The sequence below is a fragment of the Brevundimonas sp. genome (genome assembly GCF_046295075.1).
Taxonomy (GTDB): Bacteria; Pseudomonadota; Alphaproteobacteria; order Caulobacterales; family Caulobacteraceae; genus Brevundimonas.
In genome coordinates, this window is record NZ_JBKBOC010000004.1 from 97,192 (window position 1) to 123,396 (window position 26,205).

Sequence of the window (26,205 nt, forward strand, 5' to 3'; positions counted from 1 at the left end):
CATGAGCGACCTGACCGTCTCACCCGATCTGTTGCGTCCCGCTGCGGCCGCGCCGACGGCGCCGAACCGCGACAAGATCGAGGAAACCGCCAAGGCCTTCGAGGCCACCTTCATCTCTCAGATGCTGAAGCCGATGTTCGAGGGGCTGTCGACCGACGGCCTGTTCGGCGGCGGTCAGGGCGAGGCGACATGGCGCAGCTTCATGCTGGACGAAATGGCCAAGAGCACAGTCAAGGCCGGCGGCATCGGCCTGAGCAACACCGTCATGGCCGAAATGCTGAAGATGCAGGAGGGGCGGCAATGAACGATACCGAACTGGCCCAGGCGCGCGTGCGTCAACTGACCGCGCTGACGCTGCGCCTGACCGAGCGCCTGGAAGCCGAGACCCTCGCCTTCGCCGACGGCCGCCCCCAGGACGTGGCGTCAGGCCTGGCCGAAACCCAGGAGATGGCCAATCTCTATCGTCGCGATTCCGCCCACGTGAAGGCGAACCCCGCCCTGCTGAGCGGCGCGCCGCTCGAAGACCGCAACACCCTGATCGACGCCACTCGCGAGTTCGACGCCGTTCTGACCCGTCACGGCCGCGCCGTCGACGCCGCGCGTCAGATTTCCGAGGGCCTGGTCCGCGCCATCGCCGCCGAGGTCACCGCCGCCCGCACGCCGGCCTCCGCCTATGCCGCCGATGGCCGCGCAGCTCTGGGCGACGGGCGCGCCGTCGCGCTGAACCGGATGGCCTGAGGGGCGACGGCATCGACGCCGCAAATCACGGTTCGCGCCCTCAGGATAATTGCCTATTTTTTAAGCGACTGCGTGTCAGCATGTCTTCATGACGCTGACCACCCGCCTCCTAGGCTTGGCCTTCGCATCCGCCGACACATTGGTGGAGGTGGATTCCAAGGGCGTTGTCTCCTTCGCGATCGGCGCTGGCGCATCCGCGGGCGAGGACGCAGGGGCGACCTGGACCGGCCGACCGCTGCTCGATCTGTTGCACGATGGCGCATCGACCTTGACGGCCCTGCGCAACATGAAGTCCGGCGTGCGCATTCCCTCGACCTCCATCCTGGTGGCGGCAGGTCCCGACCGCGTGAGGCGCGCCTCCTTCAGGGCTTTTGTGCTGCCCCAGATGGCGCCAGCAGTGTCCTGCGCCATCTCCTATGAAGGCCCGGCCTTCGCGCTCGAAGATCTTGAAACCCGCCCTCTGCTGGAAGCGGAAGAATTCCTGACAGACGCCGGGCGGGTCCTCGACGCCAATACGGACTTGGCGTTGTCCTTCCTGGACATTCGCGGTCTGGAGAACGTCAGCGGAGACGCCGCCGACCGTCTGAACCGCCGCATCGAGGCGACCCTCCAATCCGCCGCCGTCGAGGGATCGAGCGCCGCCCAGGTGACCGGCGTGCGCTTCGCCCTTCTGCGTCCCGCCAACGACCGCCGCGACATCGCCGCCGAAATCATCGAGGCCGGACGTGCCGAAGGCCTGTCCCTCGGCGCCGAAGCCTTCAGCTCGCCCGTGCCGCCCGGATCGGATTCGCTGTGCGTCCTGCGCGCCATGCGGTTCGCCATCGAGGGCTGCCTCAAGGGCGACGGTCTCGCCAACCCGCAGATCGCCTTCGCGGACTCGCTGAAACGCACCTTCCGCGACGCCGAGACCTTCCGCAGCCTGGTCAAGTCGCGTGAATTCCAGGTTCACTATCAGCCCATCGTCCACCTCGATTCCCGCGCCGTTCATCACTTCGAGGCCCTGACCCGCTTCAACGCCAACAGCGGCCCCGCCGACGCCATTCGCATGGCCGAGGAACTGGACCTGATCGAATCCTTCGATCTGGCCGTCGCAGAAAAGGTGCTGAAGCGGATGCGCCAGTCCGGCGCCGGTCTCCTGAAGATGGCGATCAACGTCTCCGGCGCCTCGCTGGGCGACGACACCTATGTCGAACAGCTTCTGCGTATGACCGCCGGCGCGCCCGAGGAACGCCGACGCCTGATGGTCGAAGTCACCGAGACCTCGGCCCTCGCGGACATCGAGGCCGCCGACCGTCGCCTGGCCACCCTGCGCGAAGCCGGCATAAAGGTCTGTATCGACGACTTCGGCGCGGGCGCCGCAGCCTTCGACTATCTGCGAAAGCTCTCGGTCGACGCGGTCAAGATAGACGGCGCCATCGTGCGCGACATCCAGACGGACGAACGGTCAAAGGCCATGCTGCACAGCATCGTGGAGCTGTGCCGCTCGATGAAGCTGGAGACTATCGCGGAGATGATCGAGACCGACGGCGTCGCCGCCGAGTTGAAGGCCGCAGGCGTCGAATACGGTCAGGGCTGGCTGTTCGGCCGCGCCGAGGCCGAACCCCGCACCCAGCTCAGCAGCCCATCTATGGTTCGCCGCAAGGGCGCCGTCGAGGCCTGGGGCTGACAGCCTAAGCCCGTCACAGGATCAAGGTGCGTGTGACATCCAGCGCAGCCAGGAAATCCGCATCGTGGCTGACCACGACCAGCGCCCCGTCGTAGGCGGCCAGCGCCGCCTCCACGGCCGCGATGGCGTCCAGATCCAGATGGTTCGTCGGCTCATCCAGCACCAGCATTTGCGGCGGCGTCGCGCCGGTCATGACGCAGGCCAGGGCCGCCCTCAGCCGCTCCCCGCCTGACAGGTCGCCGACCCGGCGCTGAGCCGCGGTATTGCGAAACAAGAACCGCGCCAGCGCCGCCTGGGCGTCATTGACGGTCCCTTGGGGGTTCAGCCGCCGCCACGCCTCGACCAGCGTCTCGTCCGGCTTCAGGATCGCCGCCTCCTGATCCAGCAAAACCGCCCGCACCGGCCGCTCGACGGTCCCCGCCGTGGGCTCCAGATCACCGGTGATCAGCCGCAACAAGGTCGTCTTGCCGGCCCCGTTTGTCCCGGTCACCGCCACCCGCTCCGGCCCGACCAGCCTCAGATCGATCGGTCCGACGATGGTTCGCCCCTCGGGCGTCGCCCAAGACGCCTGATCCAGCGTCAGCACCGTTCGCCCGGCCGCCAGTCCCGTCGTCGGCATCGGGACGGCCAGCGCCCTAGTGCGCTCCACCCGCTCCTGCGCCGCCGCCAGCGCGCCTTGCGCCGCCTCGGCCTGTCGCGTAGCCAGCAGGCGGTCGCGCCCACCGCTGTTCTCGGCCCGCTCGGCCCGTGCGCCCAGGAGGATTTTGGGCATGTCGCCCTTGGCCGCCTTGCGCCGCCCCGCCGCGTCGCGCCTCGCCTTGGCTTCCGTTCGCCTCTGCGCCTCGGCGCTCGATCGCGCGACATTGCGCTGGGCCTCGACCATACCCCGCTCCGCCGCCTCCCGCTCGGCCGCCTTGCGCGCGACATAGAGATCATAGCCGCCGCCGTAGATCGTCACGCCCAGGCCCGACACCTCCACGATCCGGTCCATCCGACGCAGCAGGTTGCGGTCATGGCTGACCACCACGGCCCCGCCGTCCCAGCGCCCGATCACTTCGGCGACCAGCGCTCGCGCCTCTACGTCCAGATGATTGGTCGGCTCGTCCAGCAGGATCAGGTCCGGCTGCGCCAGCATCAGGCCGGCCAGCCTCAGTCGCGTCTGCTCGCCCCCGCTCAGGCTGACGGTTAGCCGATCCAGCGCCACCTCCGACAGGCCCACGGCAGCCAGCGCCTCGCCCAGCCGCGCCTCCAGCGTCCAGTCGGCCTCGGCCAGATCGTCGGCCGTCCCGTCGCCGGCCAACACCCGCGCGATGATGACCAGGTCTTCTGCGACGCCCAGGGTCTGCGCCGCCGTCTCGCTCTGCGCAGGGTCGTACCGCTGATCCAGCACACCGACAGAGCCGGTCCGCGCCACCACGCCCTCGGCCGGCGCAGCAGCACCCGAAATCAGGCGCAGCAGCGTGCTCTTGCCCGCGCCATTGCGACCGACGACGCCGGTGCGCTCGGGCCCGAACGTCAGGCTCAGATTATCAAATAGGGTTACGCCCTCAGGCGTCCTAGCGGCGACCTTGTCGAGTGTCGCGCGTGCGGACGGGGACGCGTCTCGGCTTGGGCTGGTTGGCATTGAGGATCACGAGCAGCATGGCGGACAGGGCGGAACCGGTGGCCAATGCGATGATCATGATCGTCAAACCTTCTGCAAAACGCGTCAGAACAAGGAGGATGGGTCGTAATCCTGCAATGCGCAAGTCTGGCGTCGAACACGGCCGCGTGAGAAGCTTGACCTTCAGGAGACTTTCATGAAGCCCGTCGCCGCTCTCGCCCTCATCTTTACTCTCACCTCCGGCGCCTGCGCTACCACGCCCGAGGCCCCGTCCATGGCTCCAAACTACGCCGCTGTTCCAACCCAGGATCCGACGCCGAACGCCCGCCTCTACGCCGCCTGCCTCGAACAGGCCGCCGCCGCTGGCACCTATCGCCGCACCGATGACGGGCGCGGCGCCGAGTTCCTGCTGTTCACCTGCACCGGCGCGCCAGCCGCCGCCTTCGCGACTGCCCTGATCCCCTGGAGCGACAGGATCGGCTCGGTGTTCCAGCGCGACGGCCGCACCTTCCGCTCCACCGCCAAGGTCCAGGCCGATCTGTTCGGCGTGGATGCCTGCTCCACTGATGCAGCGGGCGGCGATCCCGTCTGCATCCTGTCCTTCAACGCCGGCGATTTCCTCGACCAATAGGCTCGCTCCGGCTAGACGGGCCGCCATGAAAAGCCGTTTTCGCATCGAAGATCCTGCCGGGGCCGCCGCCCGCCGCGAGGCCGCCGTCCAGCGCCTGCGCGACGAGACCGGCATAGACGAGGCCATGATCGACGCCCTGGTCGAAGGCTTCTACGCCCGCGTCCGCGATGACGTTCTGATCGGCCCGATCTTCGCGGCCCGTATCACCGACTGGGCGCCGCACCTGGCGCAGATGAAGTTGTTCTGGTCGTCAATCGCGCTGTCCACCGGCGTCTATCAGGGGCGGCCCATGCCGAAACACTTGCCCCTACCCATCGACGCGCGCCACTTCGACCGCTGGCTGGAGTTGTTCGTCGAGACCGCCCGCGACCTGTGCCCGACTGTCGCCGCCAATCACTTCATCGAACGCGCCCGCCGCATCGCCGAAAGCCTGGAACTGGGCGTCGCCACCGCCAACGGGGTGATACTGGCCAAGGGTGAGCGGTTCGTGCGGCCGACGCAGGCGTGGACGCCAGATTAGGTCAGGACGAACGATCCCCCAGCGTATGGAAGATACGGGTTATGACGACACTCGCCCGCTCGACATGATAGCGGATGACATAACCAGCCTGCCCAAATCGGACGATCATGTCTCGACTGCCAAACTGGTTCTTCGGCGCACGCTCGGGAAAGGTTTCGAGTGTCCTGAGCGCATCATCCAGCACATCAGCAGCGCGTAGAGCGGCGCTCGGCGCTACGTCGGCCAGAAAGTTCGAGACGCGGATCAGATCGCTGCGCGCGGGTGGCAGCAACCGGACCCGATACTTCACGACTTCTCCGCCAGCCGTCGAGCCAGATTGGCGTGGAAGTCCTGCAAGGCGTCCTCCACCGGGATTGTTACGCCTGTTCGCTCATATTCCGCCCAGCGTTCGGCGTCCTCCGCAACCCAAGCCGCCGGATATTCGCTGACGCCTGTGATGCTGATATCGCCAATCACGCCTTCCAGCGCTTTCAAGGCATAGGCCGTCGGCTCAACGCCCGCCGCCTCGGCCGCAGCCTTCAGCCGCCGAGCCTGATCTTCGTTCAGATGGATGTCGAAACCATCGGCCATGCCGCGACGATAACCCAGCCGGCGGATCGCCGCAATGTTCACACATTGTTCTTGCTTCAATCCAGCGATTCATCCCCATATAGCGATGTCGCGCCGGACCCGACCGGCCCTCCTCCGCGTTCTCCGGACAGCATGACCGAAAAGCACAACTTCATCCGCGTTCGCGGCGCCCGCGAGCATAACCTCAAGGGCGTGGACCTCGACATCCCGCGCGAACAGCTGGTGGTGATGACCGGCCTGTCGGGCTCGGGCAAGTCGTCCCTGGCGTTCGACACCATCTACGCCGAGGGCCAGCGTCGCTATGTCGAGAGCCTGTCGGCCTATGCGCGCCAGTTCCTGGAGCTGATGGGCAAGCCGGACGTGGATCTGATCGAAGGCCTGTCGCCGGCCATCTCCATCGAGCAGAAGACGACGTCCAAGAACCCGCGCTCGACTGTCGGCACCGTCACCGAAATCCACGACTATATGCGCCTGCTGTGGGCGCGGGTCGGGGTGCCCTATTCGCCGGCCACCGGCCTGCCGATCGAAAGCCAGACCATCAGCCAGATGGTCGACAAGCTGGTCGCCCTGCCCGACGGCGAGCGCATCCTGCTGCTGGCCCCCGTCGTCCGGGGCCGCAAGGGCGAGTACAAGAAGGAAATCGCCGAGTGGCAGCGCCAGGGCTTCCAGCGCCTGAAGATCGACGGCCAGTTCTACGCCATCGACGAAGCTCCGACCCTGGACAAGAAGTTCAAGCACGACATCGACATTGTCGTGGACCGGATCGTCACCAAGCCTGACCAGGAAGCCCGCTACGCCGACAGTCTTCAGACCGCGCTCGGTCTGGCCGACGGCATCGCCAACGCCGAATGGGCCAGCGTCGCAGAGGGCGAGACCGGCCCGCGCAGTCTGTTGTTCTCCGAACGGTTCGCCTGTCCGGTGTCCGGTTTCACCATCTCCGAGATCGAGCCAAGGCTGTTTTCCTTCAACAATCCCTTCGGCGCCTGCCCGGTCTGCGACGGCCTGGGGGTCAAGCTGGCCTTCGACGCCGATCTGGTGATCCCGGACCGCGACAAGACTCTGCACAAGGGCGCCGTCGCCCCATGGGCGCGCGGCCCCTCGCCCCTCTACACCCAGACGCTTCAGTCGCTCAGCCGCCACTACGGCTTCTCTATGGACGTGGCCTGGCGCGAGCTTCCCGCCCAGGCGCACAAGGCGATCCTGTATGGAACCGGCGCCGAGAAGATCAAATTCACCTACGACGACAACGCCCGCAAATACGAGGTCTCCAAGCCGTTCGAGGGCGTGCTGCCGAACCTGGAGCGTCGCTGGCGCGAGACAGACAGCGCCTGGGTGCGCGAGGAGCTGGCCCGCTATCAGTCCGAGACCCCGTGCGACGCCTGCCACGGCAAACGGCTGAAGCCCGAGGCCCTGGCGGTCAAGGTGGGCGGCCAGGACATCGCCGACGTCTCCACCCTGTCGATCAAGAAGGCCTACGACTGGGTCCAGGCCCTGCCCGAGGCGCTCAGCGACAAGCAGATGGAGATCGGCCGGCGCATCCTGAAGGAGATCGGCGACCGGCTGCGGTTCCTCAACAACGTCGGCCTCGACTATCTGTCGCTGTCGCGCGCCTCCGGCACCCTGTCGGGCGGCGAGAGCCAGCGCATCCGCCTGGCGTCTCAGATCGGGTCGGGCCTGACCGGGGTGCTCTATGTGCTGGACGAGCCCTCTATCGGCCTGCACCAGCGAGACAACACCCGCCTGCTGGAAAGCCTCAAGGGACTACGCGATCTCGGCAACTCCGTGCTCGTCGTCGAGCATGACGAGGAAGCCATCCTGACCGCCGACTATGTCATCGACATGGGACCCGCCGCCGGCGTCCACGGCGGTGAAGTCTGCGCCGAGGGCACGCCGGCCCAGGTCATGGCCAATCCCAAGTCCCTCACCGGCAAATATCTGACCGGCGAGCGTGAGATCGAAATCCCCGTCGATGGCCGCCGCCCCATCGACCGCAAGCGGATGCTGAAGATCAGCGGCGCCAGCGGCAACAACCTCAAGAGCGTGACCGGCGAAATCCCCGTCGGCGTCTTCACCTGCATCACCGGCGTCTCCGGCGGCGGCAAGTCCACCTTCACCATCGAAACGCTTTACAAGGCCGCCGCCCGCCGCCTGAACAATGCGTCGGAAGCCCCCGCCCCCTTCGACCGGATCGAGGGGCTGGAGCATTTCGACAAGGTCATCGACATCGACCAGTCGCCGATCGGCCGCACCCCGCGCTCGAACCCGGCGACCTATACCGGCGCCTTCGGCCCTATCCGTGACTGGTACGCCGGCCTGCCGGAATCCAAGGCGCGCGGTTACGGCCCCGGCCGGTTCAGCTTCAACGTCAAGGGCGGCCGCTGCGAGGCCTGCCAGGGCGACGGCGTCATCAAGATCGAGATGCACTTCCTGCCCGACGTCTATGTCACCTGCGACGTCTGCAAGGGCAAACGCTACAACCGCGAGACGCTGGAGATCGTGTTCAAGGGCAAGTCCATCTCGGACGTGCTGGACATGACGGTCGAGGAGGCCGCGACCTTCTTCAAGGCCGTGCCGCCGATCCGCGACAAGATGCTGACGCTGGAGCGGGTGGGCCTGGGCTACGTCAAGGTGGGCCAGCCGGCCACCACCCTGTCGGGCGGCGAGGCCCAGCGGGTCAAGCTGTCCAAGGAGCTGTCTAAGCGCGCCACCGGCCGGACCCTGTACATCCTCGACGAACCGACCACCGGCCTGCATTTCGAGGACACCCGCAAATTGCTGGAAGTGCTTCAGGAACTGGTCGAGGCCGGCAACACCATCGTGGTGATCGAGCACAATCTGGATGTCATCAAGGTCGCCGACTATCTGCTGGACTTCGGCCCCGAAGGCGGCGACGGCGGCGGCGAGATCGTCGCGGTCGGCACGCCCGAACAGGTGGCGGACAACAGCGCCAGCTGGACCGGCAAATACCTCAAGGAGGTGTTGGATCGGCACGAGACCCGACGCAAGGCGCGGGTCGCGGCCTTGGGGGGATCGGTCGGCGAACCGGCGAAGAAGAAGCGGGCCAAGGCGTCAGCCTGACGCCCTTCGTCTCCCTCGCCGCCGGAAACCCGCGGCGAGGGAGAGATGAGATTCAGCGCGGCTTCAGCGCCGCCCAGGCCGCCGAGAACGGGGCATACAGCACGGCCAGTTGCAGGGCCGACATCAGGGCGTTGACGACCGACGATACCAGAATGGCCGGCCAGGCCTGGGCCAGGATCTGCATCGTGCCGACGCCGTCGAAGCGGGCCAGGGTCTGGATCCCGCCAGTCATCAGGTCGGTCGCCGCCCCGATGATCATGCCCAAAATGCTGACGATCAGGGACATGATGACCGCGATCACGGCCATGCCCAGCAGCGCCCAGAAATGCCCCTTGGTGGCGGCGAACGACTCGAACAGCGTGATCTTGCGGCGATCGACGGTCATCGCCACCGCTAGACTGAACTTGATCGCCAGCCAGACGATCAGGGCGAAGACGGCGAAGATCAGCAATACGCCCGCCAGGATCAGCAGAGGCTGGCCCGACGCGGAGCCGAAGCCGATGGCGGCGCCCACCAACGCCATGCCCACGCCGGAGGCGAGACCTACGATGATGCTGACCAGCAGGCTGACGACCAGCACGCGCACCTCGTCCATGCCCACGCGGACATAACCCCAACGCGACTCTTCAGGACGCAGGACCGACCGGGCGACGGCGGCGCTGAGCACCGTCCCGATCAACAGGCCGGCCGGGGCCGCCCAGGCCAGCGCGCCGGCATAGACCTGACCCAAGGCCTGGAAGTCCGCCATCGACGGATTGGCCGACTGTTCCAACGCCTCGCCCGCCGCCATCAAGGCCGCCCATTTGTCGGCGCCCAGGCCGAACATGACGACATACATCAGCAGGTAGACCAGGCCCCAGGCCAGGGCGACGACCGGATGACGGCGAACGACCCGAAAGCCTTCGAAGGCGGCGTCGGTGGCGGAAAAACTCATGACAACTCCGGGTCAGATTCGGAGACAGCCTAGCGCATCCGCAGACCTGCGTCCTGCAGCCGTGAATGAAGGCCGACCGGGCGTCAGTTGGCGGAACTGATGGTCCAGTCGGCGATCTGGGTATTGATGTCGCGCGTAGCCGTATCGAACGCCGCGACGATGGCCGACACGCGATTGTCGCTCGCTGGCTGGGTCACGGTGAAGACGCGTTCGACCGAACGTCCCTCTTCTGGGCGAATGGTCCCGCTGGACGCGGCTCGCCGTTCAGGCGTGGAGCGCAGCTGCGCCCGCGCCGTCACCACCACGTCCGGCACGGCGCCCGGCGCGGCGTAACGCGCCTCGAACGCCGTGACCGTCACCTGCAACACCAATGGCGGCGTGCCGGCTTCGCGACGGCCCAGCACGCGGATCCGGTCGGCCCGGTTGGCGAAGGCGGCCTTCAGGCTGTCGTCGAACAGGGTCGAGGCCGGCGAAACCCACCGCGCCCCGCCGATATAGGCCGTTTCCAGACCCGTGACGCCCAGGATGCGGTCGTCGCCGGTCGCCTGCGGAAACTCGATGCGGCGGATCGAGACCGTCAGCGGCGCAGGCGTGTCGCCCACGGCCGACGGCGCCTCGACCGACAGGCCGAACCGATAGTTCTGCACCGGGTCCGGGCTCGACAGCAGCGCGCACCCGCTCAGAGCGGCCATAGCGGCCGTGGCGACGGCCATTCGAAGGACAGGACGAAGGATCACGGCTGCACCTCCAGCTCTTTGGATTGGGGACGACCGATGAAGTCGCGCGGGCTGGCGCGGACGTCGTCGATCAGGGACTGCAGCGAACGGGTGGCGTCCTGCAGCTCTTCGATCGTGCCGCTCAGTTGCGGCAAGCTGTTGGTGGTGAAGTCGCCCAGCGGACGCTCCAACCCGCTGATCGACCGGTTGGCCGATGCGATGGCCGTGCGGGCCTCCGCCGTCGCCGAGTTGATGTTGGCGATGGCTTCGCGGCCGTCGGTGTTGATGATCTGGCGCGTATCGACGGCCAGTCCCTGGTATTCCTTCACCGCAGCGTTGGCGTTGGTCACTGCCTCTTCCAACTGCTGGAAGATGGCCTTGCGGGCTTCAAGCTCGGTCGTCAGGGATTCCACATTCTTCACGCTGGTCGAGAAGCTGCGGATATTGTCGTCGGACATGACGCGGTTGATCCGGTTCAGCGCATCCACCGTCTGGGCCAGCACCGTGCCAGAGCCGCTCAGCAGTTCGGCGATCGGCGACGGCTGGCTCTGCAGCACCGGCACGACGTTGTCGGGATACTGCTCCTTCAGCAGGGCGCTGTTGGGCGAGCCGGCGGTGATCTGGATGTAGTTCAGGCCCGTGATGCCCTGCGGTTCCAGCTGGGCGCGCGAGGTCACGCGCACCGGCGTCGTGCCGTCCACCCGCACCCGGGCGATGACTTGGTCGCCGCGCTTGGTGTCGATGTTCAGGTCGGTGACCTCGCCCACGCGGATGCCGTTGAAATGCACTTCGCCGCCTTCCGACAGGCCGTTCACCGGCCCGTAGAAGACGATGTCGTACATGTCGTAATCGCTGTTGAACTGCAGCCTGGCCAGCCAGATGGTGAACACGGCCAGCGCCGCCAGTAGGCAAACGGTGGCTATCCCGACTGCGGCGTAATGTGCGTCTCTTTCCATAGTCGGCTCTCCTCAGGCCGCCGTCTTGGTGGCTGCGCGACCGCGCGGCCCCAGGAAGTATTCTTTGATCCACGGATGGTCGGAGCGTTCCAGCTCCTGCACCGTGGCCTTTTCCACCACTCGCTTGTCCGCCAGCACCGCCACCTTGTCACAGATGGCGTACAGCGTATCGAGGTCGTGGGTGATCATGAAGACGGACAGACCCAGGTCGTCCGCCAGTTGCCGGATCAGCTCGTCAAACGCCGCCGCCCCGATGGGATCCAGACCCGCCGTCGGTTCGTCCAGGAAGACCAGTTCCGGGTCCAGCGCCAGCGCCCGCGCCAGGCCGGCGCGCTTCTTCATCCCGCCCGACAGCTCGGCGGGCTTGAGGTGATGGTGCTCGGGCTTGAGGCCCACCATGGCGATCTTCAGCTCAGCCAACTCATAGATGATCGGCTTGGGCAGTTTGGTGTGCTCCACCAGGGGCGAGGCGACGTTCTCCAGCACGCTCAGCGACGAGAACAGCGCGCCCTGCTGGAACAGGATGCCGGTGCGGCGCTCGATGTCCGCCGACTGATCGTCGGTCAGGGTCGCGCGGTCGTAGCCCAGGACATTGACCGAGCCGCCCTCGGGCTCCTTCAGGCCGATGATGGTGTTCAGCAGCACGGTCTTGCCCGCGCCGGACCCGCCGACCACGCCCATGACCTCGCCGCGCACCAGATCTAGGTCCAGGTTCTCGTGAATGGTTCGATCGCCGAACTGGCTCAGCAGGCCGCGCACCTCGATCATGTTTTCCGGTGCATCGGTCATATGTTCAGCTCCAGGAAGATCAGGGCGAACACGGCGTCCAGGAAGATGATGGCGAAGATGGCCTGCACCACGGCGGCGGTCACCCGGCGTCCTAGACTTTCAACATCGCCGGCGACCGACATGCCCTGACGGCAACCGATGGCGGCGATGACCAAGGCGAACACCGGCGCCTTCACCAGGCCCACCATAAGGTGCTGCGCCATGGTGCCGTCCTCGACCAGACGCTGGAAGAAGAAGGATGGGCCAAGATTCAATGAGCTCCAGCACACCACCAGACCACCCAGCAGGCCGCCGATCATGCCCATGAAGGTCAGCAACGGCAGCATCAGCACCAGAGACGCGACACGCGGGATCACCAGCGCCTGGAACGGATTGACGCCCATGACCTGCATGGCGTCGACCTCCTGGTTCATCCGCATCGAGCCGATCTCGGCCGCGAACGCCGAGGCCGAGCGTCCGGCCAGCAGGACAGAGGCGATCACGACCGCGAACTCGCGGAACATGGCCACGCCGATCAGCTGAACAGCGAACACCTGGGCGCCGAAATCGGTCAGCAGGTCCACGCCGATGAAGGCGATCACGGCGCCGATGAAGAAGTTGGTGATCATGACGATCGGGATGGCGTCCAGCCCGGCCCGCTCGGCCTGACTGACCCAGGCGGGCCAGCGAATGCCGCCGGGATGTTTGGCCGCCTCGACCACAGCCGCCATCAGTCGACCCAGGAAGGCCAGCGACAGCATGGCCTCGCCACCGAAATCATAGACGCCCCGGCCGATCTTGGCGAAGGTGCGGATGAAGGCGCTAGGGCGTTTCGGGGCCGGGGCGCTCTCGCGCTCCAGCAGTTCGATCATGTGGTAGATGCGACCGGCCTCGGGCCGGTCTTTCCATTGGCTTTTCGACAGACGCCCGCTGGACGCCTGCACCAAGGCCAAGGCGCCGGCGGTGTCGAACCGGCCCAGATCGGCGGTGTCTATGCTGGCGATCTCGCGGCCCTCCAGGTCGCGGCTCAGCTCGGTCGGCAGACGGCCAAGCGCCGTCGTCGTCCAGTCTCCGGACAGGCGCAGATTGGCCGCGCCGTCCGCATCGACGATTTCATACTGAGGCTGGCTCATCGGGCCTCGAACGACCGGTCTGACATCGCGATCTTCCCCGAGCCGCCTCTCCAGGCAGCCGAAATCCCTACCGCGCTAATGGTCAAGCCGGCAGACGATGTCAACGCACGATGACATTCGCGCGGATGTTTGTCGTTCGACCGTGTCGAGACCGCCTCCCCCATTCGATTTTCCCCAACTGTCACGCTCACGCTGATGTCAAACGCGGCCGAACGGGATTCGTTCTCGGATCAATCCATACGACGGCGAACGGCCACCAGATCGTCGATGAACAGCCGACGCGCCTGAGCTTTGGCCTCCGCATCAGGCAGTCGCAGCAAATAGGAGGGGTGTACGGTCAGGACGGCGCTCGATCCATCCTCCAGCGGGATCGGCGCGCCGCGTTCCTGCATCACGGCGGGCCTGCGCCCCAATAGCGCCAAACCGGCTGTCGCGCCCAGGGCCAGCACGACTTTGGGCTTGATCAGCCGCCGCTCCGCGTCCAGCCACCAGCGACAGGCCTGGACCTCGCCCGCATTCGGCGTCTTGTGCAGACGGCGTTTGCCACGCGGCTCGTGCTTGAAGTGTTTGACGGCGTTGGTGACATAGACGTCGGATCGGTCGATGCCCGCCTCGGACAGCGCCGCATTCAGCACCTGCCCCGCCGGCCCGATGAAGGCGCGGCCCGCCAGATCCTCCTGATCGCCCGGCTGTTCGCCGACGATCATCAGCCGCGCCGTCGCCGGTCCCTCGCCGCACACGCCCTGGGTCGCATCACGATAAAGGGGGCAACGGCGGCAGGCCTGAACCCCGTCCGCCACATCCGCCAGACTTTCGGGCACGGCCTCAGCGTCCGGCCGCGCGGCATGAAGATCGGGCGCCGTCAGGCGTGCGAAACGCGGATTGGGTTCGGGAGCGGGCGCGGCGACCATAGTTTCGGTCCGAACCGACGAGGCGGCGATCAGCTCCGGAATCAGCGCGGCCTCGGGGAGGTTCTTCCAATACGACTTGGCCATCTCGCCCTGCATGGTCTTCACCTTCAGGCGCGCGGGATTGAAGGTCGAGGCGTAGTAGGTTTTCCAGAAGTCCTCGATCTCGTCCTCGGCCGGCGCCATGTCGCGTGTCGCAGGCGGGCCGAACCGCAGGGTCTCGCCGTCCCAGAAGGCCGAGCCGTCCGGCGTCAGGATCGACCACCGCATCGTCGTGAACCGCCGCTGGAAGAAGGGCGCAGTCTTTTCAAGCACCCGGTGCGGCGGCTCGAACCACGCCACCCAGGCCTCGCCACGGTCGTCATGCACTTGGCGAAAGCGCACGAACGCTTTCATCTTGTGCGACGCACGACTGACGTTTTTCACCCGCTCCATCGCGTCCGCCACGTCGCGGTCGGAGATTACCTTGATCAGATCCGGTTCGTCCCGCAGCCGCCACAGCAGCCGATACATTAGGTCGAACCGGTCGGCGGACCGGTGCAGGATCAGGTTCTGGGCCAGATCCACAAAATCCTTGGGGACGCTGAATTCCTGCCGCTCGTCTGCTCGTAGACTGGGGTGAGCGGCGGTCGGCTCATCGAACAATCCCTCCTGCTCCTGCCCGCCGCGCACCACGAACCGCGCCGCCGCCGGCTCCACCCCCGTCAGCCGGAAGGCCCGCGCCGCCTTGCGCCAGCCGTCGAAGTCCGTTTCGCCTTCCAGCATCGCCGTCGCCATCAGAATAGGCTCAACTGCTCGGGCGTACGGCTGGTCACGCGCGCCCTCAGATCCGCCGCATCCGTCAGCCCGCCCGGCGTCCAGTCCAGCGCCGTGATGAACGGCCGAATCTTGGCCACCGACCGCGTCAGCCGCCCGACATCCTCAAGCCGCAAGGTCCGATAGCGCCGAACCGACACGATCCGGTCCACCGCCTTTACGCCAAGCCCCGGCACCCGCAGCAGCATCTCGCGCGGCGCCCGGTTCACATCGACCGGAAACTGCTCGCGCTTGTTCAGCGCCCAGGCCAGCTTGGGATCGACGGCCAGGTCCAACATGCCGTCCGACGCTCCCTCCCCGATTTCTGGCGCGGAAAAGCCGTAAAACCGCATCAGCCAGTCGGCCTGGTATAGTCGGTGCTCGCGCATCAGCGGCGGCTTGGACAGCGGCAGGATGGCGCTGGAATCCGGGATCGGGCTGAACGCCGAATAATAGACCCGTCGCAACCCATAGCCGCCGTACAGCGACGCGCTGCGGTCCAGGATTTCGGTGTCCGGCGCGCCGTCGGCGCCGATGATCAGTTGAGTGCTCTGGCCGCCCGGCGCGAACTTCGGCGGCTTGATCTTGTCGCGTTTGCCGGGCTTGGCCGCCTCGACGCCCAGCCGCACCTGGCTCATCGCCTTCTTGATGACGCCGACATCCTTTTGCGGCGCCAGTCGGGCCAGGGCCTCGTCGCGCGGCAGTTCGATGTTGGCCGATAGACGGTCGGCATACAGGCCCGCCATCTCCACCAGCTTCGGGTCGGCCTCGGGGATCAGCTTCAGGTGGATGTAGCCGCGAAAGTCGTGAACCTCGCGCAGGGTCTTGGCGACCAAAACCAGCTGCTCCATCGTATAGTCGCCGGACCGGATGATACCCGACGACAGGAACAACCCCTCGATATAGTTCCGCTTGTAGAAGTTCAGCGTCAGGTCGACGACCTCGTCCACGTCGAACCGGGCCCGCTCCACGTTCGACGACACCCGATTAATGCAATAGGCGCAGTCGTAGATGCAGAAGTTCGTCAGCAGGATCTTCAGCAGGCTGATGCAGCGCCCGTCCGGCGTGTAGGCGTGGCATATACCCATGCCCTCGGTCGAGCCGATCCCCTTGCCCCCGACCGAGTTTCGTTTCGACGTCCCCGACGATGAACACGAGGCGTCGTATTTCGCCGCATCAGCGAGGACGGACAGTTTTCGACGCAGATCGAGACGAGCCATTGTTCATGATACGTTCTCGACCACCAATCGGTCCAGCGTAGCCGTTTTCTTTTTTAAAGCGGCGGCTTAACGCAGCAGGTTCAATAGCGACGTGTTCTTCAGCGAGTTGATGATCTGGGCCGAGGCCTCAATCGCCACCTGCGCCATCTGCAGGTCGGTGATCGCGCGCGCAGGATCATAGCCCGACTTGTCCTGCATCATCTTTTGCAGGGCCGTCTTCTGCCCTTCCTGAGACTCCAGCGCCGACTCGACGTGGTTCTGCATCAGGCCGTTCTTGGCGGTCTGATTGGTCAGACCCGCATTGGCCTTGTCCAGTTCGCCCATCTGCGCGTTCAGGAAGGCGGTGATGTCGGCATTGGGTTGGCCCGTCAGCGTGCCCGGCCCGGTCGGCGTATAGGTCACGCCGCCCACCGTCACCGGCGTGCCGTTCTGGAAGGCCTGGATGTTGCGGAACACCTCGGTCAGCGGCCCGCCGATCTCGCTGGCCAAAAAGCCGGTCTCGACGGTCGTCTTCTCGTCGATGCGTGACTTCTGTTTCAATGTGTCGTTGGCGAAGGTCGAGGCTGTCGACGGCGCCGTAGCCAAGGCGGCCATGGTTCCGGCGGTGGCGGGCGCGACATCGCTCTGACCGCCCGCGAACAGATAAGACCCTTGATGCTCGGCGTTCAAACCGCCCTGCACGCTTTGATAATTCAAGCCCAGTTCGACCATCAGATTGTCGATCCGACCGGCGGCCAGGCTGGTGGCGATGGCTTCGCGCGCACCCGTTCCGCCCTCGTAGATGCGGCTCATGGCCAAGTCCTGCGCGCTCAACCGCGCCGCGACCGCTTCTCCGGTGGCGATGAAACCGTCCAGCCGCGCCTGGGTCGAGGTCAGGCTGGTCAGCTGTTCGGCGCCCCGGCCATAGCCAGACATGTCGGTGGCGATCTTTTCGCTGTCGATCCGCTCCTGCGCCTGCTGGGCGCGGCTCTGCGCGTTCATCAGGCTGAGAAGGGCCGACTGGTAGTTCCCGTTGGTCGCAACGCGGTTCATTGCAGGATTCCGATCAGAACGTCGTACATGTCCTTGCTCGCCTGGATCAGGCGGGCGGAGGCGTTATAGGCTTGCTGGAAGGTGGTCATATTGACCAGTTCCTCGTCCATGTTCACCCCTTCGGCCGAGGTGCGGCGACTGTCCGCCTCCTTGGCCAGGGCGTTCGCCGTTTCGCTGCGGGTCTTGGCGGCCGAGGCCTTGCCGCCGATCTCGCCGGCGAAGTCTGCGGCATAGGAAGACAGGGTCTTGGTCCCGCCCGAGTTTCCACCGGCCGCGCCGAAGGCGACGTTTTTCTTGCCCACGTCGCCCAGCACTAGGCCGCCGCGTCCGTCGCTCTTGCTCAGCGCCGGCGTGCCCGCCGCCGCCGACAGGTTCAGTTGCGCCAGCGCAAGCTTGCCGGGGTCCCGCTGAATGTCGCTGCGAACCGTATAGGCGCCGGCCCGCGTCGCCCCGATCTCTCCCAGGCCGAACAACTGCGACATCGAAACGCCCGACGGGTCCTGGGTCGTGTTGTCATTGACCACGCTCAGGGTCGTGGCGGCCGGATCATAGGCCTTGAACGCCAGCTTGCCGGCCGCGTCCAGGCTGAAGGAGCCATAGCGTCCGACGCCCGTGATCGGGTCGTTCAACGCGCCCAGCATCTCGCCCATCGTCCCTGTACCGGCCGGTACCGAGACCGTGATGTCGCGCTGACGCGAACCGGACTGTCCAGAGACGCGCAGGGTCAGGCTTTCGCCCGGATCAAACCCGTGCTGCGATGCCAGGGTCAGGCCGGTCTCGTAGAAGGTGGGCGTGGTGGTCGAAACCAGGTCGTTCAGACCGAACCAGTGCGAGAACCCGCGACCGCCCTTGGCGCTGGGCGATGTCGCATCGTCGGCGATGGCGACGCCGTTGCCGCCAGCACCGTCCAGTTGCAGCTTGCCGTCCGAGAAGCTGGCCGTCGCCGCCCCACCCATCTGGGCGTTCAGGACGCTGAGGAAGGTGGTCGGGTCGGCGGCTGCGCCATTGATCGTCATCGTGCCGCCGGAGAAAACGATGCGAGCCGATGCCTGCACCACGCCGGCCGCATCGACCGCCGTGATCGTGGTCGTGCCGGTGAAGCCGGTCAGAGCATTCTCAAGCGACTGTCCGGTATAGCGCCCTGTGAGGGTCGTCGGCGCCGGCACGCTGCTGTTGGCGTTGTGTGCGCGGTTCAGTTCATCGGCCAGCTTGGCCGTCAGTTCGCCCAGGCGCGCGGCGGCGGCTGGGGCATCGACATCGCGGATTTCGACCAGGCCCCGGATCTGACCCGACGAAACGCCGTCCAGCAGCGGCCAGCGCGTGCCGCTGGGCTCGGTGATCATGATGTCGGAGAAGGCCGTCGTGGCGTCTACCGTGCCGGCGGACTGATACGACAGCGTCGCCGCCCCTTCGCCCACCAGGGTCGTGCCGGCATTGGTGCGCAGGGTCACGCCGCCATTGGAGCGGGCCTCGACCTTCACATCCATATATTTGGACAGTTCGTTGATCAGTCCAAGCTGGGCGTTCTGGGCGCCGGTCACATCCTCATTGGTCACCGTGCCGGCGGCGATCGTCTTGTTCAGCTTGGCGATCTGCTCAAGCAGCGGATTGACCGTCTCGATCGCGCTCTGCAGTCGCCCGTCCGCCTCCTGGCGTGCCGACTGGATCTGCGAGGCGATGCCCGAGGCCTGATTGAAGATCGCCTGGGTCTTGTAGATCGTGTCCTGACGTCCCGCAGACGAGGTCGGGCTCTCGGCCAATGTGGCGTAGCTGGCGAACAGCTTGTCGACCTGGGCGAAGAAGTTGCTGTCGCTGCTGGGGTCGCCGAACTGGTTCTGGATCTGGTCGTACAGCTCGTAACGCACGGTCTGGCGCGCCGCGTCCGCGCCCGCGCTCAGGCTTGCGGCTTGCAGAAACCGATCGGTCGCCAGGCGGACCCGTGTGATATCGACGCCCGAGCCATAGCCGTTGGTGACGGCGGCCGACTGGTCGGCGGCCTTGCGGATGTAGCCGGGCGTATCGACGTTGGCGATATTGTCGGCGGTGACGCGCAACTGGGTCTGGGCTGTCTTCAGCCCAGACGTCGCGATGTTCATGATCGAGTTCAGCGACATTGACGCATCTCCCCCGCCCTACCCGGCAACCGCTGCATCGTCGCGCGCAGTTCTTGCCCAGCCACGCGCTGCCATCGCTCGCACAGAGCGTTGTTTTTCAACAAGATCGTTGATCGGACGGCGTTCATGACCAGAAAGACGCGCAAAGGTCGGGCCAATCGCGTCAGGCAGGCATATCCCGCTCGTTCTCATTGAGCGCCGCAGCCGGGCAAAAAGTGGCGGGAGCGCGGCAATAACGACCGCCGCCCCATCCCCGGCTAATGAACACGCCTACACTCGATGTTGTTTTTGCTGATTTATTTTACTGGCCCGACCCTTGCGTTGAGGACGGCGAACCCTTGGGCGCAGCAGGCGCCGTCGTCCTCATTCGAAAAGCCGCCGCGCTTCCATGTCGATCGCCTCCGCCCTGTTTGCGCCTGCCGCTCCGGTTTCGACCGGAACGACGGCTGCTGCCTCGGGCATCGAAGCGAACGATGTCGGTCTGTTCTCCAGCAAGGTCGCCAGCGTCCTGGATGCGGGTCTGAGCGAAGCACAGACTGTGAAGTCTGCGCCCATTGGCCGTCTGACCGCGCCTCGCCCACTCGGCCTTGTGCTGAACCAAGCCGTTGCCGAAGGCGAAGCCATCTCAAGCCCCGCGATTGAAACGGCGTTCCCGGCGGCGCCCGGGGCTGTCGATACCAAGGTGCAACCTGCTGTCAGTGACGAACCTGCCGTTGTCGAGGATGCCGTTGAGACGGACAACACAGCCGAACCTGCTGCGGTTTTCTCCGTGGTCCCGGTGCCCCAATCGACGCCGTTGGCGATAGCTGCGAGTTCCTCGACACCGCAGCCGCTGGTCGCCAAAAACTCCGCCGTTCAGACCGACATCGGCTTGGCGATAGCTGCGAATTCCTCCACACCACCTCCGCTGGTCGCCGAAAATTCTGCCGTTCAGGCAGGCATCGGCGCAACCTCAACTGTCCCCGTCGCGCCAAAGGCCGAGACGCCGGTCGAGCAAAGCCGCGCCTCATTCATCGCCGCAACACCGACGCTATCGACATCGAAGACGCCAGACGACGCCGCATCGATTGACGTCAGCGCGCCCGACACTTCGACCAATCTCGGTGCAAAGGACGCGGCTGAGATCACTCTGCCCGAAGGCTTCACCATCGCTGCCGAGGCGGAAACCGCTCGGGCCGACCTGAACATCATGGCAGCGGCGAAAGCCGCTCTGCCGATCATGAACGCTGCGCCCGCCGTCTCTGACACCGCGTCGAAAACGTCGGAAGACGCCCCGGTTGATGCAACACCGGCTCAATCGTATTCCACTGCCGCACCGAAAAAATCCCAGCCGGAAGTCGCATCGGCTCCTCTCGACCAGTCGATGACAAAGGCCGTGTGGTCCCCTGTGAATCAGACCCGCGTCGCCGCGCCTGATGCAGCCAAGGTCGCTGTTCAGGCCGCGCCGTCCGACAACGACAAGTCCGCCGCCGCGTCCATCGTGCAGGCTATGACGGCCGCCCAGATCCCGACGGCTGACGTCCAGGTCTCGGTCATGGCGCAGATCTCCAAGCCCGTCCCGCTTGCCACCGCCGATGTCGCCGCAGCCGTGATTGCAGCGGAGCTGTCCGCTGAACCCGCTCAACCTGCATCTGATCAGCAGCCCGCAGCCGCGCCAGCCGACAAGCCGGCTCCGGTGCCGTCAGTAATGCCTCAAGCCGCACCGTCCATCCGGGCCGCACGCCATGAGTTGGCGCAGCAGACCAGCAACGCGGCGACGACGCCTGCTCAACCCGACACCACAAACGGTACGGCGACGCCGTTGGCCAAGGCCGATGCAACCCCAACGCAAACGACAGCCCAGCCTGTGAAGACGGCTGAGATGATCGCCGCATCCCTGTCTTCGCCCGCGCCAGCCGCACCCGAAGCTCAAGCCTCCAGCACTGTTCCCGCCGATACGCAGTCGGTTCAACAGGCCGTCGCCCCGGACCGTGATCTGGGCCTCTCGACCCTGTCGCGCGCCACGGTCGAAACCACCGCCCAACTCGCCGCCCAGATCGCGCGCAAACTGGACGGGCGCTCGACACGGTTCGACATGGTGCTGACGCCCGAAGATCTGGGCCGCGTGGATGTGAGCCTGGAGATCGGCAAGGACGGCCAGCTGTCCGCCCGCCTGGCCTTCGACAATCCCGCCGCCGCCGCCGATCTCAAAGGCCGCGCCGACGAACTGCGTCGCCAGCTTCAGGACGCCGGCTTCCAGGTCGCAGGCGATGCGCTCGACTTCTCGCAACGCGATCCGTCCTCCGGCGGCGGCGCCTTCGAACGTCAGCAGCAACGCAATGCTCTGTTCGCCGGCGGCTCTCGCCTGGCGGCTCAGGCCGACACCCCCATCATTCCGGCGCCCGGCGCCTGGATCAACCATTCCCAGACGCCTGACCGCGTCGATGTGAAGGTCTGACCCCATGGTCGACGCCATCTCCACCGCCGACGCCTCTGGTCGTCTGAACAGCAGCACCACCATGCTGGCCTCGAACTTTGAGACCTTCCTGACGCTGCTGACCACGCAGATGAAGAACCAGGATCCGCTGTCGCCGCTGGATTCCAACGAGTTTACCGGACAGCTGACCCAGATGGCCGGCGTCGAGCAACAACTGCTGACCAACGATCTGCTGACCAGTCTGCTGTCGGCTCAATCCGCCGGCGGACTCGATAACGCCTCCAACTATATCGGCAAGAGCGTGACCGCCGCCTGGACGGCGACCGAGTTCAACGACGGCAAGGCTGCATGGGCCTACGAACTGGGCGCCGACGCCGACAAGGCCACGTTGCAGGTCGTCGACAGCAAGGGCGCCGTGGTTTGGGAGGGCGCCGCGCCTGACAAGACGTCCGGCCTGCACACCTTCAACTGGGACGGCACGCTGAAGGACGGCGGCAAGGCCGAGGACGGCGGCGTCTATACCCTGAAGGTCGCCGCCACAAACGCCACCGGCGGCAAGATCGATGCTCAGGCCCTGATCCAGGGCCGGGTGACCGGCGTCGAAATGTACAACGGCGCGCCGTACCTGGTGATCGGCGACTCCATCCTTCCGCTTTCGACTGTGATCTCGCTGAACGAGATCAAGGCGCAGGCCGACAACGACACCGACGATACGGAGAATCCGAACGTCCCCACCGAGGAGGCGGCCGCATGATGCGATCCGCCGCCTTCCCGATGACCTTCATTTAAGGAGCGTTCTACGATGAGCCTCAACAGTGCAATGCTGGCCGGCGTTTCCGGTCTCGCCGCCAACTCCGCCGCCCTGGCGGCCATTTCCCAGAACATCGCCAACGTCAACACCGTGGGTTACAAGCGCACGGCCAGCGAGTTCCAGACCCTGGTCAACAGCCAGTCGGCCTCCGGCGGCAGCTATTCGGCCGGCGGCGTCACCACCAACACCCGGTCGTTCATCGGCCAGGAAGGCCAACTGCAGCGCACGAGCGAGAGCACCGATCTCGCCGTCGCCGGACAGGGCTTCTTCGTCACCACCACTCAGCCTGAAGGCGTCGCAGCGACCGACACCCGCCTGTTTACCCGCGCCGGCGCCTTCCGCGTCGACAAGCTGGGCTATCTGAAGAACAGCGCCGGTCTGTATCTCCAGGGCTGGCCCGTCGATTCCAACGGCGACATCTCCACCGATCCGTCGGATCTGTCCCGCCTGCGCTCGATCAACATCGGGTCGGTCGGCGGCACCGCAGAACCGACCACCCGCGTACAGATCAACGCCAACCTGCGCTCGACCCAGGCCGTGTCCAGCCCTGCCGCTCCCCAGAGCTATAAAGCCATCGAAGACACAACGGCGCCGACCCCCGGCGTGCACGACGTGTCGGTGGCCTATGAGCGGATCGACGCCAACAACTACGCCGTCACCTTGAAGACCGGCATTACCAAGATCACGGGCGTGGCGACCTATGACGCCGCCGGCGCGCTGACGGGCTTTGTTCCCAATAATGCGACGAGCACCAATGGGTCGGCGACCAGCACCGCGACCCAGATGACCATCACCCCGACCAGCGCGGGCGTTCCTGGAACGCCTTACACTCTGGACCTGGCCGACGTCGGCCTGACCACCAACAACATCGCCAAGACCAAATATGACCCGACGGTCAACTCGATGGCGATGTACGACGCCGACGAGGACAACCCGTTGGGCGTGAAACCCGACTTCAAGATGAACATCCCCGTGTCGGACTCCAAGGGCGGCCAGCGCAACCTGGAAATCCGCTTCCTGAAGAGCGACCAGCCGAACCAGTGGTACGCTGAAGTGGTTTCGGTCCCCGCAGAGGATGTCGTCACCGGCGCGCCCTACTCGAACGGCCAGATCAAGACCGGCCTGATCGCCTTCACCCCGTCAGGTCGCCTCGACATCGACACTATGAAGACCTGGCCTGCCGGGACCGGTCTGTTCGACGACCCCGAGAATGCAACCCTGTCCTTCCTGGAATCCAACCCGGACAACACCATCGATCCGAACGATCCGGCGGATAATGGCAAGATCAAATGGGCCGACGGCCTGGGCATCGCCGCCCAGACCGTGACCCTGGACCTCAACACCTCGGCCGGCGGCCTCAGCCAGCTGAACACCGCATCGGTCGTGCAGTCGACCGTCACCAACGGCACGGCCTTCGGCAATCTGAGCGACATCACCATCGACGATAGCGGCTTCGTCACCGCCGTGTTCGACAACGGCGTCATGCGCCGCATCGCCCAGGTCGCAATCGCCACCTTCCCCAGCCCCGACAGCCTGAAAGAGGTCTCGGGCAATGCCTACGCCGTCAGCCTGCAGTCCGGCACCTTTAACCTCAAAGCCGCAGGCACGGGGGGCGCGGGCACCATCGCGGCCCAACAGTTGGAGTCTTCGACGGTCGATTTGTCCGCCGAGTTCACCGGTCTGATCACCACCCAGCGGGCCTATTCCGCCTCGTCCAAAATCATCACCACGGCCGATGAAATGCTGGCCGAGCTGATCAACATCAAACGCTGATCGGCGAGTAAGTAAGCGTTAGTCTCGATGAATCGTCGCGCAATCAAGGTTTACAGAGTCGTTCGGGGAGGGACGGATTTTATCCGTTCCTTCACCACGACGCTTAAACGGACCTTAGTCGGGACCGCCTATTTTCATGACACTACGGTGTTGGTGAAAGAGGCATAAGCCCATGTTGCAAGAGCGACGCCTGAATAGCAAAGGCGAACAATACGTGGTCGGACCGACTGGCACGCCCCTGACCCTGAACGATCTGCCGCCGTCCAATACGGACCGGTGGGTGATCCGCCGCAAGGCGGAGGTCGTCGCCGCCGTTCGCGGCGGCCTGCTCAGCCTTGACGACGCCCTGGCGAAGTATCGCCTGACGGCCGAAGAATTCCTCGCATGGCAGAAGGCCATCGATAAGTGGGGCATGCAGGGTCTGCGCACGACGCGGATCCAGAGCTACCGCTCCTAAGAGTTCCCCCCGAAGACGAAGAAGGGCCGCATCCGGCGACGGGTGCGGCTCTTTTCGTTTGCGGGCCTCGAAATCGCGCAGGTTCCGCACTAAATGGCCGCAATGACCCTGGTCGAAGACATCTGCGCTATTCCGAACATCGTCCGCACCGACATGGATGCGGCGGTCGAGAGCGCGCGGGCGGCGGTCGGCCTGCCGGTCGGGGCGCGCGTCGTCGCGGCCATGTCGGGCGGGGTGGACTCCACCGTCGTCGCCGCCCTGCTGCACAAGGCGGGCTATGACGTCGTCGGCGTGACCCTTCAACTCTACGACCACGGCGCGGCCCTGAAGAAGAAGGGCGCCTGCTGCGCGGGCCAGGATATTCACGACGCGCGTCTGGCCGCCGAGATGATCGGCATCCCCCACTATGTCCTGGACTATGAAAGCCGGTTCAAGGACGCGGTCATCGACCAGTTCGCGGATTCTTATCTGAAGGGCCAGACCCCGGTCCCCTGCATCCGTTGTAATCAAACGGTCAAGTTCCGCGACCTGCTGGACGTCGCCCGCGACCTGGGCGCCGAAGCCATGGCGACGGGCCACTACGTCCGCCGCGCCGCCGTCGGCAACCGCTCGCAGATGCGCAAGGCGATCGACCATTCGCGCGACCAGTCCTACTTCCTGTTCGCCACCACCCAGGACCAACTCGACTATCTGCGCTTCCCCCTGGCCGATCTGGAAAAGCCCCAGGTGCGCGGCGTCGCCGCCGAACTGGGCCTGAAGATCGCCGCCAAGCCGGACAGCCAGGACATCTGTTTCGTGCCGTCCGGCGACTATCGCACCCTGATCGACCGGCTGCGTCCGCAGGGGCGCGAGGCCGGCGAGATCGTGCACATGGACGGGCGCGTGCTGGGAACCCACGCCGGCATCACCGACTATACCATCGGCCAGCGCCGGGGCCTGAACGTCGCCGTGGGCGAGCCCCTGTTCGTCACGAAACTGGAGCCCGAGACGCGCCGCGTCATCGTCGGCCCGCGCGAAGCCCTGCTGACCGCCAGCCTGACCTTGGAAGAAACCAACTGGCTAGGCGATGAGGCGACCATCGTCGAGGCCGCTCAGGCCGGGATCCAGGTGCTGGCCCGCGTCCGCTCGACGCGTCAGCCGTCCCCTGCCCGACTGGCGATGATCGACGGCGACATTCGCGTCGTTTTCGACGCAGGTGAGGAAGGCGTGGCTCCCGGTCAGGCCTGCGCGCTCTATCATGCAACCGACAATGAGCGGGTCCTCGGCGGCGGCTTCATCCGCGACACGACCGCAGTCGTCGCATAGCGGCGATTCATTAAGTCGAAGACAGGCCGCATCCGCCGTGTTCTTATGCCGCCTCTTACGG

At 65.7% G+C, this 26,205-nt stretch carries 23 protein-coding genes; 11 read left to right on the plus strand and 12 right to left on the minus strand.

The genetic code is table 11. The annotated features are described in order from the left end of the window. The first annotated feature begins 1 nt into the window (after nucleotide 1). The 3 genes from ACK4MH_RS05095 to ACK4MH_RS05105 all read left to right on the plus strand — a co-directional run bounded on the left by ACK4MH_RS05095 (nucleotide 2) and on the right by ACK4MH_RS05105 (nucleotide 2,404). The gene (locus ACK4MH_RS05095; RefSeq protein ID WP_135195238.1) at nucleotides 2–304 is read left to right on the plus strand and encodes a rod-binding protein; all 303 of its coding nucleotides are present in this window, start codon (nucleotides 2–4) and stop codon (nucleotides 302–304) included. Then, nucleotides 301–738: a flagellar basal-body protein FlbY gene (locus ACK4MH_RS05100; protein ID WP_409715628.1), complete on the plus strand. Its 438-nt coding sequence runs from the start codon at nucleotides 301–303 to the stop codon at nucleotides 736–738. Before ACK4MH_RS05095 ends, ACK4MH_RS05100 begins: the two co-directional genes overlap by 4 nt. 88 nt (nucleotides 739–826) lie before the next feature. Next, nucleotides 827–2,404 (plus strand): EAL domain-containing protein, encoded by a 1,578-nt coding sequence (locus tag ACK4MH_RS05105; protein ID WP_409715632.1) that lies wholly within the window; start codon nucleotides 827–829, stop codon nucleotides 2,402–2,404. 13 nt (nucleotides 2,405–2,417) lie between these two features. Here the strand turns inward: ACK4MH_RS05105 and ACK4MH_RS05110 are convergent, their stop codons facing one another. Continuing rightward, nucleotides 2,418–4,028, minus strand: a complete 1,611-nt coding sequence (locus ACK4MH_RS05110; RefSeq protein WP_409715635.1) for an ABC-F family ATP-binding cassette domain-containing protein — start codon at nucleotides 4,026–4,028, stop codon at nucleotides 2,418–2,420. Between the two features lie 175 nt (nucleotides 4,029–4,203). On the opposite strand from ACK4MH_RS05110, the gene ACK4MH_RS05115 reads away from it, so the two are divergent. Both ACK4MH_RS05115 and ACK4MH_RS05120 read left to right on the plus strand, forming a co-directional pair. Next, entirely contained in the window at nucleotides 4,204–4,638 is a 435-nt protein-coding gene (locus tag ACK4MH_RS05115; RefSeq protein ID WP_409715638.1) for a hypothetical protein, read from the plus strand. A gap of 25 nt (nucleotides 4,639–4,663) precedes the next feature. Then, nucleotides 4,664–5,158, plus strand: coding sequence for a group III truncated hemoglobin (locus tag ACK4MH_RS05120; RefSeq protein WP_409715641.1), 495 nt, complete (start codon nucleotides 4,664–4,666; stop codon nucleotides 5,156–5,158). A gap of 1 nt (nucleotide 5,159) precedes the next feature. Here the strand turns inward: ACK4MH_RS05120 and ACK4MH_RS05125 are convergent, their stop codons facing one another. Both ACK4MH_RS05125 and ACK4MH_RS05130 read right to left on the minus strand, forming a co-directional pair. Continuing rightward, entirely contained in the window at nucleotides 5,160–5,447 is a 288-nt protein-coding gene (locus tag ACK4MH_RS05125) for a type II toxin-antitoxin system RelE/ParE family toxin (protein ID WP_409715644.1), read from the minus strand. Continuing rightward, nucleotides 5,444–5,788 (minus strand): hypothetical protein, encoded by a 345-nt coding sequence (locus ACK4MH_RS05130; RefSeq protein ID WP_409715647.1) that lies wholly within the window; start codon nucleotides 5,786–5,788, stop codon nucleotides 5,444–5,446. The genes ACK4MH_RS05125 and ACK4MH_RS05130 overlap by 4 nt, the downstream gene beginning before the upstream one ends. A gap of 72 nt (nucleotides 5,789–5,860) precedes the next feature. Between ACK4MH_RS05130 and uvrA the strand changes: the two genes are divergently transcribed. After that, entirely contained in the window at nucleotides 5,861–8,806 is a 2,946-nt protein-coding gene (gene uvrA, locus ACK4MH_RS05135; RefSeq protein ID WP_409715650.1) for an excinuclease ABC subunit UvrA, read from the plus strand. Between the two features lie 52 nt (nucleotides 8,807–8,858). Here uvrA and ACK4MH_RS05140 read toward each other — a convergent pair whose 3' ends face one another. The 9 genes from ACK4MH_RS05140 to flgK form a co-directional block, all read right to left on the minus strand. Further along, nucleotides 8,859–9,740: a hypothetical protein gene (locus tag ACK4MH_RS05140; RefSeq protein WP_409715653.1), complete on the minus strand. Its 882-nt coding sequence runs from the start codon at nucleotides 9,738–9,740 to the stop codon at nucleotides 8,859–8,861. 83 nt (nucleotides 9,741–9,823) lie between these two features. Continuing rightward, nucleotides 9,824–10,477, minus strand: a complete 654-nt coding sequence (locus ACK4MH_RS05145; protein WP_409715656.1) for an ABC-type transport auxiliary lipoprotein family protein — start codon at nucleotides 10,475–10,477, stop codon at nucleotides 9,824–9,826. After that, nucleotides 10,474–11,412, minus strand: coding sequence for an MlaD family protein (locus ACK4MH_RS05150; RefSeq protein ID WP_409715659.1), 939 nt, complete (start codon nucleotides 11,410–11,412; stop codon nucleotides 10,474–10,476). Before ACK4MH_RS05150 ends, ACK4MH_RS05145 begins: the two co-directional genes overlap by 4 nt. Before the next feature lie 12 nt (nucleotides 11,413–11,424). Next, complete coding sequence (locus tag ACK4MH_RS05155; RefSeq protein ID WP_409715662.1) at nucleotides 11,425–12,201, minus strand: ABC transporter ATP-binding protein; 777 nt, start codon at nucleotides 12,199–12,201, stop codon at nucleotides 11,425–11,427. Beyond that, on the minus strand, nucleotides 12,198–13,313 hold the full coding sequence (locus tag ACK4MH_RS05160; RefSeq protein WP_409715665.1) for an MlaE family ABC transporter permease: 1,116 nt from the start codon (nucleotides 13,311–13,313) through the stop codon (nucleotides 12,198–12,200). Before ACK4MH_RS05160 ends, ACK4MH_RS05155 begins: the two co-directional genes overlap by 4 nt. 230 nt (nucleotides 13,314–13,543) lie before the next feature. Then, a complete protein-coding gene (locus ACK4MH_RS05165) occupies nucleotides 13,544–14,998 on the minus strand; it encodes a UdgX family uracil-DNA binding protein (RefSeq protein WP_409715668.1) in 1,455 nt (484 codons plus the stop codon). After that, the gene (locus ACK4MH_RS05170) at nucleotides 14,998–16,236 is read right to left on the minus strand and encodes a putative DNA modification/repair radical SAM protein (RefSeq protein ID WP_409715671.1); all 1,239 of its coding nucleotides are present in this window, start codon (nucleotides 16,234–16,236) and stop codon (nucleotides 14,998–15,000) included. Before ACK4MH_RS05170 ends, ACK4MH_RS05165 begins: the two co-directional genes overlap by 1 nt. A gap of 66 nt (nucleotides 16,237–16,302) precedes the next feature. Further along, a complete protein-coding gene (locus ACK4MH_RS05175) occupies nucleotides 16,303–17,268 on the minus strand; it encodes a flagellin (protein ID WP_409715674.1) in 966 nt (321 codons plus the stop codon). After that, nucleotides 17,265–19,382 carry a flagellar hook-associated protein FlgK gene (gene flgK, locus ACK4MH_RS05180; RefSeq protein WP_409715677.1) on the minus strand — a complete coding sequence of 706 codons (2,118 nt, stop codon included), beginning with the start codon at nucleotides 19,380–19,382 and terminating at the stop codon, nucleotides 17,265–17,267. Before flgK ends, ACK4MH_RS05175 begins: the two co-directional genes overlap by 4 nt. A gap of 388 nt (nucleotides 19,383–19,770) precedes the next feature. Here flgK and ACK4MH_RS05185 point away from each other — a divergent pair, with 388 nt between their 5' ends. The 5 genes from ACK4MH_RS05185 (at nucleotide 19,771) to mnmA (ending at nucleotide 26,144) form a co-directional block, all read left to right on the plus strand. Next, nucleotides 19,771–21,819 (plus strand): flagellar hook-length control protein FliK, encoded by a 2,049-nt coding sequence (locus ACK4MH_RS05185; protein ID WP_409715680.1) that lies wholly within the window; start codon nucleotides 19,771–19,773, stop codon nucleotides 21,817–21,819. Nucleotides 21,820–21,823: 4 nt separating this feature from the next. Further along, nucleotides 21,824–22,552 (plus strand): flagellar hook assembly protein FlgD, encoded by a 729-nt coding sequence (locus ACK4MH_RS05190; protein WP_409715683.1) that lies wholly within the window; start codon nucleotides 21,824–21,826, stop codon nucleotides 22,550–22,552. Between the two features lie 48 nt (nucleotides 22,553–22,600). Continuing rightward, nucleotides 22,601–24,382 carry a flagellar hook protein FlgE gene (gene flgE, locus ACK4MH_RS05195; protein WP_409715686.1) on the plus strand — a complete coding sequence of 594 codons (1,782 nt, stop codon included), beginning with the start codon at nucleotides 22,601–22,603 and terminating at the stop codon, nucleotides 24,380–24,382. A gap of 172 nt (nucleotides 24,383–24,554) precedes the next feature. After that, complete coding sequence (locus tag ACK4MH_RS05200) at nucleotides 24,555–24,839, plus strand: DUF1153 domain-containing protein (RefSeq protein WP_026108337.1); 285 nt, start codon at nucleotides 24,555–24,557, stop codon at nucleotides 24,837–24,839. Nucleotides 24,840–24,932: 93 nt separating this feature from the next. Then, on the plus strand, nucleotides 24,933–26,144 hold the full coding sequence (gene mnmA, locus ACK4MH_RS05205) for a tRNA 2-thiouridine(34) synthase MnmA (protein WP_409715689.1): 1,212 nt from the start codon (nucleotides 24,933–24,935) through the stop codon (nucleotides 26,142–26,144). Nucleotides 26,145–26,205: the final 61 nt, after the last annotated feature.

Bases quoted from the DNA above. Each gene is read 5' to 3' on its own strand.
- ACK4MH_RS05095 (WP_135195238.1), top strand. From the start codon at position 2: ATGAGCGACCTGACCGTCTCACCCGATCTGTTGCGTCCCGCTGCGGCC.
- ACK4MH_RS05100 (WP_409715628.1), top strand. From the start codon at position 301: ATGAACGATACCGAACTGGCCCAGGCGCGCGTGCGTCAACTGACCGCG.
- ACK4MH_RS05105 (WP_409715632.1), top strand. From the start codon at position 827: ATGACGCTGACCACCCGCCTCCTAGGCTTGGCCTTCGCATCCGCCGAC.
- ACK4MH_RS05110 (WP_409715635.1), bottom strand. From the start codon at position 4,028: ATGCCAACCAGCCCAAGCCGAGACGCGTCCCCGTCCGCACGCGCGACA.
- ACK4MH_RS05115 (WP_409715638.1), top strand. From the start codon at position 4,204: ATGAAGCCCGTCGCCGCTCTCGCCCTCATCTTTACTCTCACCTCCGGC.
- ACK4MH_RS05120 (WP_409715641.1), top strand. From the start codon at position 4,664: ATGAAAAGCCGTTTTCGCATCGAAGATCCTGCCGGGGCCGCCGCCCGC.
- uvrA (WP_409715650.1), top strand. From the start codon at position 5,861: ATGACCGAAAAGCACAACTTCATCCGCGTTCGCGGCGCCCGCGAGCAT.
- ACK4MH_RS05140 (WP_409715653.1), bottom strand. From the start codon at position 9,740: ATGAGTTTTTCCGCCACCGACGCCGCCTTCGAAGGCTTTCGGGTCGTT.
- ACK4MH_RS05150 (WP_409715659.1), bottom strand. From the start codon at position 11,412: ATGGAAAGAGACGCACATTACGCCGCAGTCGGGATAGCCACCGTTTGC.
- ACK4MH_RS05155 (WP_409715662.1), bottom strand. From the start codon at position 12,201: ATGACCGATGCACCGGAAAACATGATCGAGGTGCGCGGCCTGCTGAGC.
- ACK4MH_RS05160 (WP_409715665.1), bottom strand. From the start codon at position 13,313: ATGAGCCAGCCTCAGTATGAAATCGTCGATGCGGACGGCGCGGCCAAT.
- ACK4MH_RS05165 (WP_409715668.1), bottom strand. From the start codon at position 14,998: ATGGCGACGGCGATGCTGGAAGGCGAAACGGACTTCGACGGCTGGCGC.
- ACK4MH_RS05170 (WP_409715671.1), bottom strand. From the start codon at position 16,236: ATGGCTCGTCTCGATCTGCGTCGAAAACTGTCCGTCCTCGCTGATGCG.
- ACK4MH_RS05175 (WP_409715674.1), bottom strand. From the start codon at position 17,268: ATGAACCGCGTTGCGACCAACGGGAACTACCAGTCGGCCCTTCTCAGC.
- flgK (WP_409715677.1), bottom strand. From the start codon at position 19,382: ATGTCGCTGAACTCGATCATGAACATCGCGACGTCTGGGCTGAAGACA.
- ACK4MH_RS05185 (WP_409715680.1), top strand. From the start codon at position 19,771: ATGTCGATCGCCTCCGCCCTGTTTGCGCCTGCCGCTCCGGTTTCGACC.
- ACK4MH_RS05190 (WP_409715683.1), top strand. From the start codon at position 21,824: ATGGTCGACGCCATCTCCACCGCCGACGCCTCTGGTCGTCTGAACAGC.
- flgE (WP_409715686.1), top strand. From the start codon at position 22,601: ATGAGCCTCAACAGTGCAATGCTGGCCGGCGTTTCCGGTCTCGCCGCC.
- ACK4MH_RS05200 (WP_026108337.1), top strand. From the start codon at position 24,555: ATGTTGCAAGAGCGACGCCTGAATAGCAAAGGCGAACAATACGTGGTC.
- mnmA (WP_409715689.1), top strand. From the start codon at position 24,933: ATGGCCGCAATGACCCTGGTCGAAGACATCTGCGCTATTCCGAACATC.